This is a genomic window from Streptomyces gottesmaniae, assembly GCF_031845845.1.
In the GTDB taxonomy this organism is placed as follows: Bacteria; Actinomycetota; Actinomycetes; order Streptomycetales; family Streptomycetaceae; genus Streptomyces; species Streptomyces akebiae.
Window position 1 is genome coordinate 58,501 of sequence record NZ_JAVRFJ010000006.1, and the last position, 16,842, is coordinate 75,342.

Below are 16,842 nucleotides of genomic sequence, written 5' to 3' on the forward strand. Positions count from 1 at the left end.
TAACCTATCGAAGATCGGAGCGTACGCCAACCACCGTCCGGGCAGTCCGTGAACTTTCCGTTCGCCGCGGCGGACCGGATCAGGGGGCGAGCACCCCGAAGAGGGCCCGCGCACACAGATCCCGCACCTGCTCCCGGGACAGCTCCGAGCCCCTCAGCCACTCCAGGCAGACGGCCGTCGTGAACGACAGCCAGCCCCGCACGGCGAGCCGCATCTCCGGTCGCCCGTCGAGGGCCGCCGCGAACTCCGCGTCCGACGACAGGGCCGCCAGGATCCGGGCCTCCTGGGCGGCGAGCGCCCGCTGGTAGACCTTGCGCACGGCCTGGTCCCCGGTGGCGTCGGCGCGGTGGAACGCCCGGAAGCCGTGGGCGTGCTCCTCGACGTACGCGAGGAACGCGTCGAGCCCGTTGGCCAGCCGCTCGCGCGCCGAGTCACCGGGGGCCGGGGTCATGATCCGCAGCATCCGCTCGCTCTCGCGCTCCACGACCGCCGCGAAGAAGACCCGCTTGTTCGGGAAGTAGTGGTAGAGCAGCCCACGGGAGACACCGGCGATCTCGGCCACCTGCTCGATCCACACGTCGTCGTAGGGGCTCTCCGAGAAGAGCCGGGCCCCGACCGCGAGGAGCTGCTCCCGCCGCTCCTCGGTGCTGAGCCGACGACGGGGGCGCTCTCCCTGCCTGGCTGCCATGCCGTCACTTTACTTGACGCGGGTTCAACAGCGGGTCGAGACTGACCCCACTATTGAACCCGAGTACAACAGTCGCGGGGGCTCCGGCACGGCGTGCGCGCGAGGGAGAGGTGGTCATGACGGCGACGACGGAGACCACGACCGCCAGGGGTTTCCGCAGCGCGGAGCTCGGCTGGCCCGAACTGCGCCGCATACCGCACCCGCCGTACCGGCTCCCCGTCCTCGGCGACGCCCTCGGGACGAATCTGCGCACGCCGGTCCAGGAGTCCCTGCGGCTCGGGCGGCGGCTCGGGCCGATCTTCCGGCGGAAGGCGTTCACCAAGGAGATCGTGTTCGTCGGGGGCGCGGGTCTCGCGGCCGAACTGGCGGACGAGTCACGGTTCGCCAAGCACGTGGGCGTAGGCGTGGCCAATCTGCGCCCGGTGGCCGGGGACGGGCTCTTCACGGCCTACAACCACGAACCCAACTGGCAGCTCGCCCACGACGTCCTGGCCCCGGGCTTCAGCAGGGAGGCCATGGCCGGGTACCACCCGCTGATGCTCGACGTCGCCGAGCGGCTGATGGACCACTGGGACCGGGCGGGCGCGGCCGGCGAGACCGTGGACGTGCCCGGCGACATGACCAAGCTGACGCTGGAGACGATCGCCCGCACCGGCTTCGGTCACGACTTCGGCTCCTTCGAACGCTCCCGGCCGCACCCCTTCGTGGAGGCGATGGTCGGCACCCTGACCTACGCCCAGCGCCGCAACGTCGTCCCCGACCCGTTGGTGCCCCTGCTGCTGCGGGGCGCCTCCCGGCACAACCGGGCGGACATGGCGTACCTCGACGAGACCGTCGACGCGCTGGTGCGGGCGCGGCGGTCCTCAGGTGGCACCGGGAACCGGGGCGGGACCGGCGTCCGGGATCACGGGGCGGGGAGCGGTGACCTGCTCGACCGGATGCTGGAGACGTCGCATCCGCGGACCGGCGAGCGGCTGTCCGCCGAGAACGTCCGACGGCAGGTCATCACCTTCCTGGTCGCCGGGCACGAGACCACCTCGGGGGCCCTGAGCTTCGCCCTGCACTACCTCGCCCGGTACCCGGACCTCGCGGCCCGCGCCCGCGCCGAGGTGGACCGGGTGTGGGGCGACACCGTACGGCCCGGCTACGAGCAGGTGGCCAGGCTGCGGTATGTCCGCCGGGTGCTGGACGAGGCACTGCGGCTGTGGCCGACGGCGCCCGCCTTCTCCCGGGAGGCCCGGGCGGACACCGTGCTGGGCGGGGTCCATCCGATGCGGCGGGGCGCCTGGGCACTGGTGCTGACCATGATGCTGCACCGGGACCCGGAGGTGTGGGGCGCGGACGCCGACCGGTTCGACCCGGACCGCTTCGACGCGGCGGCGGTGCGCTCGCGGGCGCCGCACACGTTCAAGCCGTTCGGCACGGGGGCTCGGGCCTGCATCGGCCGCCAGTTCGCGCTGCACGAGGCCACGTTGGTGCTGGGCCTGTTGCTGCGCCGCTACGAGCTGAGCCCGGAGCCGGGGTACCGCCTGCGGGTGGCGGAACGGCTGACCCTGATGCCGGAGGGGCTGCGGCTGAACGTGGAGCGCCGGGTGGGGGTGGCGGGGCGGGGCACCGCGCGGCTCCCGTCCTCGCCGCCGTCGCCGTCGCCGTCGCCGTCGCCGTCAGACTGTCCAGTGACCGGGGCGGGTGACTGACGTCGGCAGCCGGGTGCCGGCGGTGCCACGGGCCGCGTTGAGCTGGGGCTGGGTCAGGAAGAAGGCACCGGTCAGGTCCGCGTCGGTGAGGTCGGTGTCGCGGAGGTCGGCGCCTATCAGGTCCGCGCCGCGCAGATCGGCGCCGGTCAGGTCGGCGGCTATCAGATAGGCACCCCGAAGGTTGGCCTTTCTCAGGTCGGCGCCCTTGAGGCGGGCGCCGATGAGGTCCGCTCCCCGCCGGTTCTGCTTGCGTCCGGCGCCCGCGCGCATGAGGTCGCTGACCTTCAGCAGCAGTGCGTTGACACGCTGCCGGTGCGCGGCGACGTCCAGCTCCGCCAGTTCCTCGGCCGTCCGCCGGGTCAGCCGCTCGGTCTCGTCGAGCGCGCGCCGGAGGTCGGCGTGCACGGGGCGAGCGGCGGGAAGGGTCAGGGATTCGGTCAAGTACCAGAGCAGTTCGTGCAGTTGACGGACGACCGGGAAGACGTCGAACATCCGCCGGGCGTGCTCGCGACCACCGGTTCGCCAGCTCCGGCCCCCGAACGTGTCCTGCGAGACCTTCTGCCCGGCGCCGAAGCAGTCGTAGACCGTGCAGCCGGTGAACCCCTCACCCCGGAGCCGGTCGTGGATACCGCAGCGGAAGTCCTCCCCGAGGTTCCCGCACGGCGTGCCCGCGGCCTTGTCGACGGCGAAGTCCGCCGAGGCGGTGAAGGGCAGGGCGGCACAGCACAGGCCGAAACAACTGCCGCAGTCCGCGCGCAGATCACGCAGGTCGGGCGCGCGACGGGCCGCACCGGATGTCTGTTCCATACGGTCCACCCTAACCAGGACTCACCGACGGGGTCTGCGTGCGCCACGGGCACCACCCGTCACCGGGAGAACACCTCGAAGGCCACCGCCGGCCTCCCGCCGAACCGCTCGCCCGCGGCGCGGGCGTACCCGGTGAGGAGTGCGCGGGCGTAGCTCTCCGGGTCCTCCTTCGTCAGCGCTTCGATGTAGGTGCGGTGTTCGAGGAGGGAGGCGACGGCGCGGTCGAGGCCGGGGCCGGCGTCGACCGCGTGGGTGGGGCTGGAGGAGCCGGCGACGGCGACCCAGCGGACGCCGTCCCACGGTTGCAGTCCCTGGTCGAGGAGGTCGGGGAAGATCCAGCGGTTCCCCGCGTCACCGGCGGCGTCGAGTGTGGCACGGCCCACCGCCACGTGGTCGGGGGTGTTCCAGGCGACGCCGCCCCAGGTGTCGCGGTGGTTGAGGGTGATGAGCAGCTCGGGGCGGTGCCGACGGACGGCGGCCGCGATGTCCCGGCGCAGCGCGGGCCCGTACTGGACGACGCCGTCCTCGTGGTCGAGGAACTCCACCTCCGACACGCCCACGACGGCGGCGCTCGCCCGCTGCTCCCGCTCCCGCAGCGGGCCGCACCGGGCGGGCTCCAGCGTGTCGATGCCGGCCTCGCCGCGGGTCGCGAGGACGTAGGCGACCTCACGGCCCGCGTCGGTCCACGCGGCGATCGCCGCCGAGCACCCGTATTCGAGGTCGTCCGGGTGGGCCACGACGGCGAGGGCGCGCCGCCAGTCGTCGGGCATGGGTGCGAGCTGCGCCGGCTGCTCCTGCTGAGGGTCGCTCATGTCGGCACAGTAGCGCCGGGCACGGACCCTTCGCTCGTGGTCACGCCTCGTCGCGCGTCAGCGCCAGCAGTCGGTCCAGCACCCTCGGTCCCCCGGCGCGTACGCCGTCGTGCTCGAACTCGTCCGTGACCCAGGTGCGCAGGCCCCGGATCGAGCGGGCCGTCCTGAGGGAGTGCTCGGTGTCGACGTACATGTCGTCGTGGTAGATCGCGGCGGCGACCGGCACCTCGTTGACGGCGAGGCGGGCCGGGTCGTACAGCGGGGCCCAGTCGGTGCGGGCGGCCAGTACCTCGGCGGTCTCCCGCAGGGGGCGCAGGGCCGGGTCGGTGGCGAACGTCCAGGGGTGGACGGACTCGCCGGTGAAGAGGACCGGCCCGTCCCCGGTGAGGGTCTTGGCGGCGTCGAACTGCGGGAACTCGGCGCGCACCCGCTCGGCGGACCAGGCGGTGGACCGCCCGCCCTGGGCGTAGCAGGCCTCGTGGACGAGGGCGTACAGGGGGTGCCCGGCGAAGGAGAGCAGGCCCTGGACCGCCTCCTGGAACGCGTCGGAGAGCGCCGGGCCCCGGGGGGTGCGGACGAAGGCGTCCTCCAGCAGGAAGTGCAGCCGGTGGCTGCCGTCTCCGCGGCCGAGGAGGATGCCGAGGGACTGGAAGGCCTCGACGGTGAGCCGGTGGCCGCCCGGCAGCACGGTGTCGTGTTCGAGGAGGTGCTCGGCGATCCGGCGGGCCCGCTCGACGTCCTGGGGGTAGCGGGCGTAGTGCGCGGCGACCTTGCGCTCGACGCGCGGGTAGGCGGCGCGGTAGACGTCGTCCGCGTGACCGTCCAGCGTCGGCAGTCCGCCGGTGATGACGGCGGTGCTCAGCCCCTCGGGAGCGGTCGACAGATAGGTGACCGCGCAGAAGCCGCCGAAGCTCTGACCGAGGACGGCCCAGGGGGCGCCGCCGGTGACCTCGGGGCGGATGGCCTCGCAGTCGCGGACGATGGAGTCGGCGCGGAAGTGGGCCAGGTAGTCGGCCTGTTCGGCGGGGCCGCCGCGCGAGGGGAGGGTCTGGCGGTTGGCGGGGGTGGAGGCACCGGTGCCGCGCTGGTCCAGGAGCAGGACCCGGTACTCCCGCAGGGCCCTCTCCAGCCAGGCCTCACGGCCGACGAAACGGTTCGCCCCGAAGCCGGGGCCGCCTTGCAGATAGACCAGCCAGGGCAGTTCGGCGTCCGCCTTGTCGCTCGCGACCACCTCGCGCGCGTAGAGCTCGATCCGCTCCCCCGCCGGGTGGTCGTGGTCGAGGGGGACGGTGAAGCGGCGGTCGGTGAGGACGACACCGGGCTGCCGGTAGCTGACGGACAACAGGGCTCCCTGAGCGGACGGATTCCAGGCCGTGGTCCAGTCCAGCACAGATTCTCCGCCCGGCCGACCCCGTGGATCAAGAAATTCTCGCTGAACCGGGGATCAGCATGGGATCGGTACACCGGCCGCCGTCGGTGTGCGGCTACTGAACGGGAGCTCAGCGCGCGGAGAGGCTGGAGCGCCGCACCACCAGTTCCGGCTGGAGGACGACCCGCCGGTGCTCGTGCGGGACGGTCGCGGTCTCGGCCTCGGTCTCCTCCAGCAGGAGTTCGGCGGCCAGGGCGCCCATGGTGACGGCGGGCTGGCGTACGGAGGTGAGGGGGACGGCGGCCGCGGCGGCGAACTCGATGTCGTCGTAGCCGACGATGGCGAGGTCCTCGGGCACGCTCACCCCGGCCGCGTACATGGCCTGGAGCACGCCGAGGGCGAGCAGGTCGTTGGCGCAGAAGACGGCGGTGGGGCGGTCGGCGAGGCCGAGGAGACGGGCGCCCGCGTCCCGGCCGGCGGCCACGTCGAGGCGCTCGGTGGGCAGTTCCCGCAGGGCCTCGGGGCCGAGTCCCGCCTCCTGCAGGGCGCTCAGGGCGCCCGTACGGCGGTCGCGGACCTGGTTGAGACCCGCCGGTCCGCTGACGTACGCGATGGAGCGGTGGCCCGCGTCCACCAGATGACGTACGGCGAGGGCGCCGCCCGCGACGTCGTCGACGGAGACCGAGCACTCGGTGGTGCCCTCGGCCACCCGGTCGACGAGGACGAAGGGGATGCCGTGGCGACGGAACGCCGCGATGTTGCGTCCCGTGGCGTCGGCGGGGGTCAACAGCACCCCGCGCACCCGCTGTTCGGCGAAGAGCGAGAGGTACTCGGACTCCTCGCCGGCGCTCTGCGCGCTGTTGCAGACCATCACGCCGAGCCCGGCGTCGCGCGCGGCCCGCTCGGCACCGCGCGCGACGTCGACGAAGAAGGGGTTGCCCATGTCGAGCACGAGCAGCCCCATGATGCGGCTCCGCCCGGCCCGCAGCTGGCGTGCCGACTCGCTGCGGACATAGCCGAGGCGGTCGATGGCGGCCAGCACGCGGGCCCGGGTGCCGGAAGCCACCGAGTCCGGCCGGTTGATGACGTTCGAGACCGTGCCGACGGAGACTCCGGCGGCGGCGGCGACGTCCTTGATACCCACCGACTGCGACATCGGACGGGGACCTCCAGGAAGGTACGGAGCGGCGGGCATACGTTCACACTACCGCCGGGCCTGAGGGGAAATGGCCCGGTCAGCGACGGAAACGTAGCTGTCGTACGGGTCGTACGACGGGTCAGGCGGGCAGGGCGAAGTCGATCACTCGGAGCGCCGACGGTGTGGTGCCGCTCGACTTCACCTGGTACATCACGGACAGGACATTGTCCTGGGCGATCCGGCTCTCGTCGAACACGACCTCACCGAAGGCGTTGAGCCCGGAACCGTCGAACAGGATCTTCCAGTCGGTGTGCCCGGAAGCCGCCGTGGCTCCGGCGATCCGGCCGAAGGGGAAGATCGCGTAGGCGTTGTTGTACTTGTCCATGACCAGCTTGGTGCGCTGGCTGGAGTTCAGCGGCACGGGTATCTCGGTCTTCACCCACGGGCCGGAGGCGCTCTTGCGGACGAGGAAGGCGCGTCCGTTGGCCGTGCGGTTGGCGACGTAGTTCGTGGTGCACTGGCCGAAGCGGCCGGGGACGTAGCTGATGATGGCGTGCGGCCGGCCGGCCGAGTCGGTCCACTGGCTCTCCTGGTTCATCAGGGAGTGGTCCGGGTTGAGCGCGTCCACGACGAGGCCCGCGTCGGTGACGGAGACCCGGTCGGAGCCGCCGGTGGTACCGACGACGGTGCCCGCGTTGTTGCGCCAGGTGCGGCCGCGGTCGTCGGAGTAGACGTAGCCGGTGTCGTGGTTGGTGATGCCGCCGCTGTTGCACATGACGCTGTTGCTCTGCTCGCGCCACGTGAACAGGGCGTGCAGGCGCCCGTTGCGGTCGTAGTCGATGCCGTGCAGGTACATGTTGCGGGCCGTCGAGGAGCCGTGCTCGCTGGTGTAGGTGCCGGTGGAGGACGTCCACTCGCCGAGGTTGGTCCAGGAGGTGCCGTCGTACTCGGCGAGGGCGTTGCGGCCGTTGCCGGAGATGCCGACGCGGTAGCTCAGCTGGAGCTTGCCGTCGGGCGTCGAGACGAACTGCGGGTAGGTGAACTGCGAGGTGAGCGCGAGGCCGTCGAGGGTGGACTGGGGTGCGCCGAAGCGGCTCGTGGTCCAGCTCAGGCCGGCCGGGTCGTCCATGAGGCCGGCGACGGACTTGACGTAGGTGAAGCCGTCGCTGTGCGAGTCCATGTTGAGGTGGAGGCGGCCGTCGACCTTGGAGACGCCCATGGAGATGACGTTGTGGGAGTCGTTGTAGCGCAGGGTGTGGCCGACCTTGACGGTGGACCAGGTGCCGGAGCCGAGGACGCGGCGGCCGACGACGGCGTTGCGGTCGGCGGTGTACCAGACGGCGTACTGGTAGCCCTTGTAGGTCAGCAGGGCGTTCTTCTGGAACGAGTTGTTGTTGACCAGGCCGTCGTAGGAGACGAAGTAGATGGCCTGGCTGTCGAGCAGGGTGTTGCCGGTCTGGGTGACCGAGGGCCCGGGGTCGGCGGCCCGGGCGGTGGCGGCGCCGAGGGCGGGGGTCACGACGGCGCCGGCGAGGGCGGCACCGAGCAGCGTACGTCTCTTCATCTCGGGGACTCCGTTGTCGAGCGAGGTGGGGAGGGGAAAGGGAAGGGGTGCTGCTTCGTGGGGGGTCAGGCTAGGTGGAAGACCTCGGTGAGCGGCTTCATGGCCTCGTCGGGCCGGGCGCCGTCGAGGGACTCGAAGAACGGCGCCATCTCCTTCTGCCAGCGGGCGTTGACCTCGGCGGCCTCCATGCCGGCCAGCGCCGCCTGGAAGTCCTCGGTCTCCAGGTAGCCGACCAGCAGGCCGTCGTCGCGCAGGAAGAGGGAGTAGTTGTGCCAGCCGGTGGCCGAGAGTGCTTCGAGCATCTCCGGCCACACGGCGGCGTGCCGCTCGCGGTACTCGTCGATCCGGTCCTGACGGACCTTGAGGAGGAAGCAGACGCGCTGCATGAGATACCGCTCCTGGGGGGTGAGGGGGTGGCGTGACTCGTGTGCGGAGATCAGAAGTCGAACTTGTCGATGTTCTCCTTGTTGAACACGGTGGGCTTGCCGAGGCTGATGACGCCGTCCTTGCCGATGGTGTACTCGCCCATGTCACCGGCGGTGAAGGTCTCCCCCTCCTTGCCGGTGATCTGGCCGGAGACCAGCGCCACGGCGGTACGGGCGGCCAGCTCGCCGAGCTTCGCCGGGTCCCACAGCTCGAAGCCCTCGACCGTGCCGTCCTTGACGTACTTGCGCATGTCGTTGGGGGTGCCGAGGCCGGTCAGCTTGACCTTGCCCTTGTACTTGGAGCCCGACAGGTACTGGGCGGCGGCCTTGATGCCGACCGTGGTCGGGGAGATGATCCCCTTCAGGTTCGGGTACTCCTGGAGCAGGCCCTGGGTCTGCTGGAAGGACTTCTGGGCGTCGTCGTCACCGTAGGCGACCTTGACGAGCTTGATGTCCTTGTACTTGGGGTCCTTGAGTTCGTCCTTCATGAACTCGATCCAGGTGTTCTGGTTGGTCGCGGTCTGCGCGGCGGACAGGATCGCGATCTCGCCCTTGTAGCCGATCTGCTCGGCGAGCAGCTGGACCTCGGTGCGGCCCAGGTCCTCGGCGCTGGCCTGCGAGACGAAGGCGTTGCGGCACTCCGGCTTGGTGTCGGAGTCGTAGGTGACGACCTTGATGTCGTTGCTCATGGCCTGCTTGAGCGCGGGGCACAGGGCGCCCGGGTCCTGCGCGGAGACGGCCATCGCGTCGACCTGCTGCTGGGTGAGCGTGTTGACGTAGGTGACCTGGCCGGAGGTGTCCGTGGCGCTGGACGGGCCGACCTCCTTGTAGCTGGAGCCCAGCTCCTTCAGCGCCGTCTCGCCGCCCTTGTCCGCGGAGGTGAAGTAGGGGTTGTTGACCTGCTTCGGCAGGAAGCCGACGGTCAGGCCCTTCTTCAGTTCGGCGTTGGGGTCGGCCTTGCCGGTGGCCTGTGCCGAGGCGGAGTCGTCCTTGACGTCGCTCTTCGTGGTGCCGCCGCAGGCGGTGACGCCGAGGGCGAAGGAGGTGACGGCGGCGAGCGCCGCACAGGAACGGCGGAGGGTTGCCTTGCGCATGAGGGGTCCTTTGATACGGAGGGGCGGGCGGGTGTGCGGTGTACGGGTCGGCGGTGGGGGCCCAGCCGTCAGGGGGCTGGAGTGGGCGCCTTGGTGACCGGCGCCGAGGCGGCTCTGCGGCCGGCCCTGGCGACGGAGATCTGGCGTGCGACCCGGGGGCCGAGCACGGAGAGGACGAGCAGGACGCCGGTGACGACGATCTGCGACTGGGCGGAGACGTCCTGGAGGCTCATGACGTTCTGCAGGGTGCCGAGGAGGAACACACCGGCGATCGCGCCGCCGAGGGTGCCCTTGCCGCCGTCGAAGTCGATACCGCCGAGCAGTACGGCCGCGACGACCGAGAGTTCGAGCCCGGTGGCGTTGTCGTAGCGGGCGCTGGCGTAGTGCAGGGCCCAGAAGACGCCGGTGAGGGCGGCCATCAGGCCGGTCACCGTGAAGAGAATCAGCTTCTGCCGCTTGACCCGGATGCCGGCGAACCGGGCGGCCTCCTCGCTCGCCCCGGTCGCGAAGACCGAGCGGCCGAAGGGGGTGGCGTGCAGGGCGATCACGGCGATCACCAGCAGGACCAGGAAGGGGATGAACGCCTGCGGGACGAAGCTGTCGCCGATCCGGCCCGCGGCGAAGTCCAGGTACTGGGTGGGGAAGTCGGTGACCGCGTCGGAGCCGAGGACGATCTGCGCGATGCCCCGGTAGGCGGCGAGCGTGCCGATGGTGACGGCGAGGGACGACAGGCCGAGCTTGGTGACCAGCAGGCCGTTGATCAGCCCGCAGACCACACCGAGGGCCAGACAGATCGGGATGATCGTCTCGATGGTCATGCCCTGGTTCCACAGGGCGCCCATCACCGCACCGGACAGGCCCGCGGTGGAGGCGACCGACAGGTCGATCTCACCGGAGACCACGAGGAGGGTCATCGGCAGGGCGACCAGTGCGATCGGCAGGGTGTTGCCGATCAGGAAGGACAGGTTGAGCGCGTTGCCGAAGCCGTCGACGGTGGTGAAGGACAGCAGGAGCACGACGATGAGGAGGGCGCCGACGACCGTGTCCCAGCGGATCGCACGCGACAGGGTGGAGTCAGCCATGGCGGGCGTTCCTCTTCTTCAGAGCGGTCGCCACGCGCACCGCGACCACGCGGTCCACGGCGATGGCGAGGATGAGCAGGATGCCGTTGATGGCGAGCACCCACACCGAGCTGACGCCGAGGGCGGGCAGCACGCTGTTGATGGAGGTCAGCAGCAGGGCACCGAGCGCCGCGCCGTAGACACTGCCGGAGCCGCCGGTGAAGACGACGCCGCCGACCACGACCGCGCTGACGACGGTGAGTTCGTAGCCGTTGCCGGTGCTGGAGTCGACGTTGCCGAAGCGGGCCAGGTACAGCGCGCCGGCGAGCCCGGCGAGGGCGCCGCAGAAGGTGTACGCCATCAGGATCCGCTTGCGGACCGGGATACCGGCCAGGCGGGCGGCCTCCGGGTTGGAGCCGAGCGCGTACAGCTCACGGCCGCTGCCGAAGTGCTTCATGTAGTAGGCCGTGGCCACCAGGACCGCCAGCGCGATCAGGGCGAGGTAGGGCACCGCGGAGATGCCGCCGGAGCCGAAGTCGATGAACCCGTCCGGGAGGCCGGAGGCGACGATCTGGCGGGAGCCGACCCAGATGGAGTCGATGCCGCGGATGATGTAGAGCGTGCCGAGGGTGACGACGAGGGCGGGCACCTGGCCGAGGCTGACGAGGAGTCCGTTCAGCAGGCCGAAGCCGATGCCCATCAGGATCGCCAGGAGCACGGCCACCACCGCGTTGCCGCCGCCCTGGAGATAGGTGCCGGCGGCGAACGCGCTGATACCGAGGGTGGAGCCGACCGAGAGGTCGACGTTGCGGGTGATGACGACCAGTGACTGGCCGACGGCGACCAGCACCAGGATGGTTCCGTTGAGCAGCAGGTCCTTGATGCCCTGCTCGGTGAGGAACTCGCTGTTGCCCAGCTGGGTGACGACGATCATCACCAGGAAGACGACCAGGATGGCGAGTTCACGCATCTTGAAGACGCGGTCCACGAGCCGGGTGCCGCTGGACTTGGGCACCTCGGCGACGGGGGTGTTCTGAGGGGTGGTCACCGTCATGCGGCGGCCCTCCCGGTGGCTGCGGCCATCACGGATTCCTCGGTGGCTTCGGAGCGAGGGATCTCGGCGGTGAGTCGGCCCTCGTGCATCACCAGCACGCGGTCGGCCATACCGAGGATCTCGGGCAGGTCGGAGGAGATCATCAGCACGGCCACCCCGTCGGCGGCCAACTCGCTGAGCAGGCGGTGCACTTCGGCCTTGGTGCCGACGTCGATGCCCCGGGTGGGCTCGTCGACGATCAGCACCTTCGGGCCGGTGGCGAGCCACTTGGCGAGGACGACCTTCTGCTGGTTGCCGCCGGACAGGGTGTTGACGGTGTCGGCGATCCTGGCGTACTTGACCTGGAGCTTGACGGCCCAGTCGAGGGAGCGGCTGCGCTCGGCGCCGCGGTCCATCAGACCGGCCTTGACGGTCGTACGGAGTCCGGTGAGGCCGATGTTGCGCTCGATGGACATGTCCATCACCAGGCCCTGGGCGCGGCGGTCCTCGGGGACCAGGGCGAGCCCGGCGGCCATCGCGGTGGAGGGGGCGCCGTTGATGAGCGCCTTGCCGTCGAGGGAGACCTCGCCCGCGTCCCAGCGGTCGATGCCGAAGACGGCGCGTGCGACCTCCGTACGGCCGGCCCCGACCAGGCCGGCCAGGCCGACGATCTCACCGCGGCGGACGTCGAAGGAGACATCGGTGAACACGCCCTCGCGGGTCAACCGGCGTACGCTCAGCGCGACTTCGCCCGGCTCGACCTCCTGCTTCGGGTACAGCTCGGCCAAATCGCGGCCGACCATGCGGCGGACCAGGTCGTCCTCGGTCATGCCGTCGATCGGTTCGCTGGAGATCCAGGCCCCGTCGCGCAGGGTGGTGACGCGCTGGCAGATCTGGAAGATCTCCTCCAGGCGGTGGGAGATGAAGAGGACGGCCGAACCCTGCTCGCGCAGGGTGCGGACGACTCCGAAGAGCCGGGCCACCTCGCTGCCGGTGAGGGCCGCCGTCGGCTCGTCCATGATCAGGACGCGGGCGTCGAAGGACAGCGCCTTGGCGATCTCGACGATCTGCTGGTCGGCGATGGACAGGCCGCGTGCCGGACGGTCGGGGTCGAGTTCGACACCGAGCCGCTGCATCAGCGCGAGGGTGGCCGCGTGGGTGGCCTTGTGGTCGATGCGGCCGAGGGCGCGCCGCGGCTGGCGGCCCATGAAGATGTTCTCGGCGATCGAGAGGTCGGGGAAGAGAGTGGGCTCCTGGTAGATCACGGCGATGCCCGCGTCCCGGGCGTCGGCCGGGCCGTGGAACACGGTGGGCTCGCCGTCGAGGAGCACCTGACCGGAGTCCGGTCGGTGCACCCCGGCGAGGCTCTTGATCAGGGTCGACTTGCCCGCGCCGTTCTCCCCGGCGAGTGCGTGGACCTCGCCCGGGAACAGCTCCAGGGACACGTCCCGCAGGGCGCGTACGGCGCCGAAGGACTTGGAGATGCCCTTCAGAGCGAGAACGGGGGCCGGACCCTTGTCGGACCGGTGGGTCATGAGGGCTCCTCGACGACGGCCGGTGGCTAGCGGAGAAGCTGCCTCACTGCGTCGTGAAAGGTTTCAACTGGGTTGCCGGGACGTTAGGCACCCGGCCCAGGTCACGTCAATGGGTTTCGGTCGAAATTTTTTCGATAGGAGAGGTCACGACCGGATCACGGAAAGCCGACTTGACCTGGGGGGTTGACAGCCCGGCGCGTCGCTCATAGTTTCCGGTGCTGAATCGTTTCAGACATCAAAGCCGGTAGGAGCCCTGACGTGACCGAGCTCGCCGCGGTGAAGGCCGCCCTCAAGACCCAGGCCGTCGAGACGCCGTCGTGGGCGTACGGAAACTCCGGAACCCGTTTCAAGGTGTTCGCCCAACCGGGTGTCCCGCGCGATCCCTGGGAGAAGCTGGACGACGCCGGCAAGGTCCACGAGTTCACCGGGGTGGCGCCGACCGTGGCGCTGCACATCCCCTGGGACAAGGTGGAGGACTACGCGGCCCTCGCCAAGCACGCGCAGCAGCGCGGCGTGAAGCTGGGCGCCATCAACTCCAACACCTTCCAGGACGACGACTACAAGCTGGGCAGCATCTGCCACCCCGAGGCGGCGATCCGCCGCAAGGCGGTCGACCACTTGCTGGAGTGCGTCGACATCATGGACGCGACCGGGTCGCGCGATCTGAAGCTGTGGTTCGCGGACGGGACGAACTATCCCGGCCAGGACGACATCCGTGAGCGCCAGGACCGGCTGGCCGAGGGCCTCGCCGAGGTCTATCAGCGGCTCGGGGACGACCAGCGGATGCTGCTGGAGTACAAGTTCTTCGAGCCGGCGTTCTACACGACCGACGTGCCGGACTGGGGCACCGCCTACGCGCACTGCCTGAAGCTCGGCCCGAAGGCGCAGGTCGTGGTCGACACCGGGCACCACGCGCCGGGGACCAACATCGAGTTCATCGTGGCGACGCTGCTGCGGGAGGGGAAGCTCGGCGCGTTCGACTTCAACTCGCGCTTCTACGCCGACGACGACCTGATGGTGGGGGCGGCCGACCCGTTCCAGCTGTTCCGGATCATGTACGAGGTGGTGCGTGGGGGCGGGTTCACTCCCGAGGTCGCGTTCATGCTCGACCAGTGCCACAACATCGAGGCGAAGATCCCGGCGATCATCCGATCGGTGATGAACGTGCAGGAGGCCACGGCGAAGGCTCTGCTCGTCGACGGGGACGCGCTGCGCGCCGCCCAGCGGGCCGGGGACGTGCTGGAGGCCAACGCCGTGGTGATGGACGCGTACAACACGGATGTGCGGCCGCTGCTGCGGGAGGTGCGGGAGGAGATGGGGCTGGACCCCGATCCCCTTGCCGCGTACCGCGCGTCCGGGTGGGCGGCGAAGATCGTCGAGGAGCGGGTCGGCGGAGAGCAGGCCGGTTGGGGGGCGTGAGCTGCCGCGATTCGTCTGCCGGGTAACCGCCGGTCGCGGACTGCGGGCCGTTCGTGGCTGGTCACGCAGTTCCCCGCGCCCTTGACGGGGCGCCGCACTCCCCCCCCCTTTTTTCGCACACGTCACCGTAAGGATTGATCTCGTATGGCCACCCATCCCGAAGCCGCAGCTCTGCTCGCCCGGTCCCGTCGGCTCGGCGCCGATCCGCGGAACACCAACTACGCCGGTGGGAACGCGTCCGCCAAGGGGACGGACACCGACCCCGTCACCGGGGGTGACGTGGAGCTGATGTGGGTGAAGGGGTCCGGCGGCGACCTGGGCACCTTGACCGAGTCCGGGCTCGCCGTGCTGCGGCTGGACCGGATGCGGGCGCTCGTCGACGTCTATCCGGGGGTGGAGCGCGAGGACGAGATGGTGGCCGCGTTCGACTACTGCCTGCACGGCAAGGGTGGGGCGGCGCCGTCGATCGACACCGCGATGCACGGTCTGGTCGACGCCGCGCACGTGGATCATCTGCACCCCGACTCCGGGATCGCCCTCGCCTGTGCGGCCGACGGGGAGAAGCTGACCGCCGAGTGTTTCGGCGACAGCGTGGTGTGGGTGCCGTGGCGCCGGCCCGGATTCCAGCTGGGCCTGGACATCGCCGCCGTGAAGCGGGAGAACCCGCAGGCCATCGGCTGTGTGCTCGGCGGGCACGGGATCACCGCCTGGGGCGACACCGCCGAGGAGTGCGAGAAGAACTCGCTGCACATCATCCGTACCGCCGAGCGGTTCCTCGCCGAGCGGGGGAAGGCGGAGCCGTTCGGGCCCCTCGTCGAGGGATACGCGGCACTGGACGACGCGGAGCGCCGGGAGCGGGCGGCGGCCCTCGCGCCCCACGTCCGGGCCGTCGCCTCGCAGGACAAGGCGCAGGTCGGGCACTTCACCGACGCGGAGGTCGTGCTCGACTTCCTCGCGCGTGCCGAGCACCCTCGGCTCGCCGCCCTCGGGACCTCCTGCCCCGACCACTTCCTCCGTACGAAGGTCCGGCCGCTCGTGCTGGATCTCCCGCCGACCGCCGACCTCGACACGGCGATCGCGCGGCTCAAAAAACTGCACGCCGAGTACCGCGAGGAGTACGCCGCCTACTACCAGCGGCACGCCGAGCCCGACTCCCCCGCGATGCGCGGCGCCGACCCGGCGATCGTGCTGATCCCGGGTGTGGGCATGTTCAGCTTCGGCAAGGACAAGCAGACCGCGCGGGTTGCCGGCGAGTTCTACGTCAACGCCATCAACGTGATGCGCGGCGCCGAGGCGGTGTCGACGTACGCGCCGATCGAGGAGTCGGAGAAGTTCCGCATCGAGTACTGGGCGCTGGAGGAGGCCAAGCTGCAGCGGATGCCGAAGCCGAAGCCGCTGGCGACCCGGGTCGCGCTCGTCACGGGCGCGGGCAGCGGGATCGGCAAGGCCATCGCGCACCGGCTCGTGGCCGAGGGTGCCTGTGTGGTCGTCGCCGACCTCAACGCCGAGAACGCCGCCGCCGTCGCCGAGGAGCTGGGCGGAGCGGACAAGGCCGTCGCCGTGACCGTCGACGTGACGGACGAGCAACGGATCGGGGAGGCCTTCAAGGCCGCCGCGCTGGCCTTCGGCGGGGTCGACCTCGTCGTCAACAACGCGGGCATCTCGATCTCCAAGCCGCTGCTGGAGACGTCGGCCAAGGACTGGGACCTCCAGCACGACATCATGGCCCGTGGATCGTTCCTGGTGTCGCGTGAGGCGGCGCGGACGATGATCGCGCAGGGGCTGGGCGGCGACATCGTCTACATCGCCTCGAAGAACGCCGTCTTCGCCGGGCCGAACAACATCGCCTACTCCGCCACCAAGGCCGACCAGGCCCACCAGGTGCGGCTGCTCGCCGCCGAACTGGGCGAGCACGGCATCCGCGTCAACGGCGTCAACCCCGACGGTGTGGTGCGCGGCTCCGGGATCTTCGCGGCCGGCTGGGGTGCCCAGCGCGCGGCGACCTACGGGATCGAGGAGGAGAAGCTCGGCGAGTTCTACGCCCAGCGGACCATCCTCAAGCGCGAGGTGCTGCCGGAGCACGTGGCGAACGCGGTGTTCGCGCTGACCGGCGGGGAGCTGACGCACACCACCGGTCTGCACGTGCCGGTCGACGCCGGCGTGGCCGCCGCCTTCCTCCGATGAGCGCGTCCGCGACCGG

The 16,842-nt window shown here is 70.7% G+C and carries 14 protein-coding genes; 3 read left to right on the forward strand and 11 right to left on the reverse strand.

The features are described from left to right. Positions 1-79: 79 nt before the first annotated feature. On the reverse strand, positions 80-688 hold the full coding sequence (locus RM704_RS09050) for a TetR/AcrR family transcriptional regulator (RefSeq protein ID WP_033528539.1): 609 nt from the start codon (positions 686-688) through the stop codon (positions 80-82). Positions 689-804: 116 nt separating this feature from the next. Between RM704_RS09050 and RM704_RS09055 the strand changes: the two genes are divergently transcribed. Continuing rightward, on the forward strand, positions 805-2,385 hold the full coding sequence (locus tag RM704_RS09055; protein ID WP_033528538.1) for a cytochrome P450: 1,581 nt from the start codon (positions 805-807) through the stop codon (positions 2,383-2,385). On the opposite strand, the gene RM704_RS09060 is transcribed toward RM704_RS09055, so the two are convergent. The 10 genes from RM704_RS09060 to RM704_RS09105 all read right to left on the reverse strand — a co-directional run bounded on the left by RM704_RS09060 (position 2,353) and on the right by RM704_RS09105 (position 13,223). Then, positions 2,353-3,192, reverse strand: coding sequence for a pentapeptide repeat-containing protein (locus RM704_RS09060; RefSeq protein WP_052146149.1), 840 nt, complete (start codon positions 3,190-3,192; stop codon positions 2,353-2,355). The two genes, RM704_RS09055 and RM704_RS09060, sit on opposite strands and share 33 nt — an antisense overlap. A 59-nt stretch (positions 3,193-3,251) precedes the next feature. Beyond that, positions 3,252-4,004, reverse strand: coding sequence for a PIG-L deacetylase family protein (locus tag RM704_RS09065; protein ID WP_033528537.1), 753 nt, complete (start codon positions 4,002-4,004; stop codon positions 3,252-3,254). Positions 4,005-4,044: 40 nt separating this feature from the next. Continuing rightward, positions 4,045-5,346, reverse strand: coding sequence for an alpha/beta fold hydrolase (locus RM704_RS09070; RefSeq protein ID WP_033528823.1), 1,302 nt, complete (start codon positions 5,344-5,346; stop codon positions 4,045-4,047). A 157-nt stretch (positions 5,347-5,503) separates the two neighbouring features. Further along, positions 5,504-6,529 carry a LacI family DNA-binding transcriptional regulator gene (locus RM704_RS09075; protein ID WP_033528536.1) on the reverse strand — a complete coding sequence of 342 codons (1,026 nt, stop codon included), beginning with the start codon at positions 6,527-6,529 and terminating at the stop codon, positions 5,504-5,506. 121 nt (positions 6,530-6,650) lie between these two features. Continuing rightward, complete coding sequence (locus tag RM704_RS09080; protein WP_033528535.1) at positions 6,651-8,075, reverse strand: BNR repeat-containing protein; 1,425 nt, start codon at positions 8,073-8,075, stop codon at positions 6,651-6,653. A 65-nt stretch (positions 8,076-8,140) separates the two neighbouring features. Next, positions 8,141-8,461, reverse strand: coding sequence for an L-rhamnose mutarotase (locus RM704_RS09085; protein ID WP_030043960.1), 321 nt, complete (start codon positions 8,459-8,461; stop codon positions 8,141-8,143). Positions 8,462-8,511: 50 nt separating this feature from the next. Beyond that, positions 8,512-9,594: a rhamnose ABC transporter substrate-binding protein gene (gene rhaS / locus RM704_RS09090; protein ID WP_033528534.1), complete on the reverse strand. Its 1,083-nt coding sequence runs from the start codon at positions 9,592-9,594 to the stop codon at positions 8,512-8,514. Between the two features lie 68 nt (positions 9,595-9,662). Beyond that, a complete protein-coding gene (locus tag RM704_RS09095) occupies positions 9,663-10,676 on the reverse strand; it encodes an ABC transporter permease (protein ID WP_033528533.1) in 1,014 nt (337 codons plus the stop codon). After that, positions 10,669-11,709, reverse strand: coding sequence for an ABC transporter permease (locus RM704_RS09100; protein WP_033528532.1), 1,041 nt, complete (start codon positions 11,707-11,709; stop codon positions 10,669-10,671). The genes RM704_RS09095 and RM704_RS09100 overlap by 8 nt, the downstream gene beginning before the upstream one ends. Then, positions 11,706-13,223 (reverse strand): sugar ABC transporter ATP-binding protein, encoded by a 1,518-nt coding sequence (locus RM704_RS09105; RefSeq protein ID WP_033528531.1) that lies wholly within the window; start codon positions 13,221-13,223, stop codon positions 11,706-11,708. The genes RM704_RS09100 and RM704_RS09105 overlap by 4 nt, the downstream gene beginning before the upstream one ends. A 258-nt stretch (positions 13,224-13,481) precedes the next feature. On the opposite strand from RM704_RS09105, the gene rhaI reads away from it, so the two are divergent. Together rhaI and RM704_RS09115 are read left to right on the forward strand one after the other, a co-directional pair. Next, a complete protein-coding gene (gene rhaI / locus RM704_RS09110) occupies positions 13,482-14,642 on the forward strand; it encodes an L-rhamnose isomerase (protein ID WP_033528530.1) in 1,161 nt (386 codons plus the stop codon). A gap of 144 nt (positions 14,643-14,786) precedes the next feature. Beyond that, the gene (locus RM704_RS09115) at positions 14,787-16,826 is read left to right on the forward strand and encodes a bifunctional rhamnulose-1-phosphate aldolase/short-chain dehydrogenase (protein ID WP_033528529.1); all 2,040 of its coding nucleotides are present in this window, start codon (positions 14,787-14,789) and stop codon (positions 16,824-16,826) included. Positions 16,827-16,842: the final 16 nt, after the last annotated feature.

Coding starts and splice junctions, on each gene's coding strand:
- RM704_RS09100 (WP_033528532.1), bottom strand. CDS start 11,709: ATGACGGTGACCACCCCTCAGAACACCCCCGTCGCCGAGGTGCCCAAG.
- RM704_RS09050 (WP_033528539.1), bottom strand. CDS start 688: ATGGCAGCCAGGCAGGGAGAGCGCCCCCGTCGTCGGCTCAGCACCGAG.
- RM704_RS09105 (WP_033528531.1), bottom strand. CDS start 13,223: ATGACCCACCGGTCCGACAAGGGTCCGGCCCCCGTTCTCGCTCTGAAG.
- RM704_RS09055 (WP_033528538.1), top strand. CDS start 805: ATGACGGCGACGACGGAGACCACGACCGCCAGGGGTTTCCGCAGCGCG.
- RM704_RS09060 (WP_052146149.1), bottom strand. CDS start 3,192: ATGGAACAGACATCCGGTGCGGCCCGTCGCGCGCCCGACCTGCGTGAT.
- RM704_RS09095 (WP_033528533.1), bottom strand. CDS start 10,676: ATGGCTGACTCCACCCTGTCGCGTGCGATCCGCTGGGACACGGTCGTC.
- RM704_RS09075 (WP_033528536.1), bottom strand. CDS start 6,529: ATGTCGCAGTCGGTGGGTATCAAGGACGTCGCCGCCGCCGCCGGAGTC.
- RM704_RS09085 (WP_030043960.1), bottom strand. CDS start 8,461: ATGCAGCGCGTCTGCTTCCTCCTCAAGGTCCGTCAGGACCGGATCGAC.
- RM704_RS09080 (WP_033528535.1), bottom strand. CDS start 8,075: ATGAAGAGACGTACGCTGCTCGGTGCCGCCCTCGCCGGCGCCGTCGTG.
- rhaS (WP_033528534.1), bottom strand. CDS start 9,594: ATGCGCAAGGCAACCCTCCGCCGTTCCTGTGCGGCGCTCGCCGCCGTC.
- RM704_RS09115 (WP_033528529.1), top strand. CDS start 14,787: ATGGCCACCCATCCCGAAGCCGCAGCTCTGCTCGCCCGGTCCCGTCGG.
- RM704_RS09065 (WP_033528537.1), bottom strand. CDS start 4,004: ATGAGCGACCCTCAGCAGGAGCAGCCGGCGCAGCTCGCACCCATGCCC.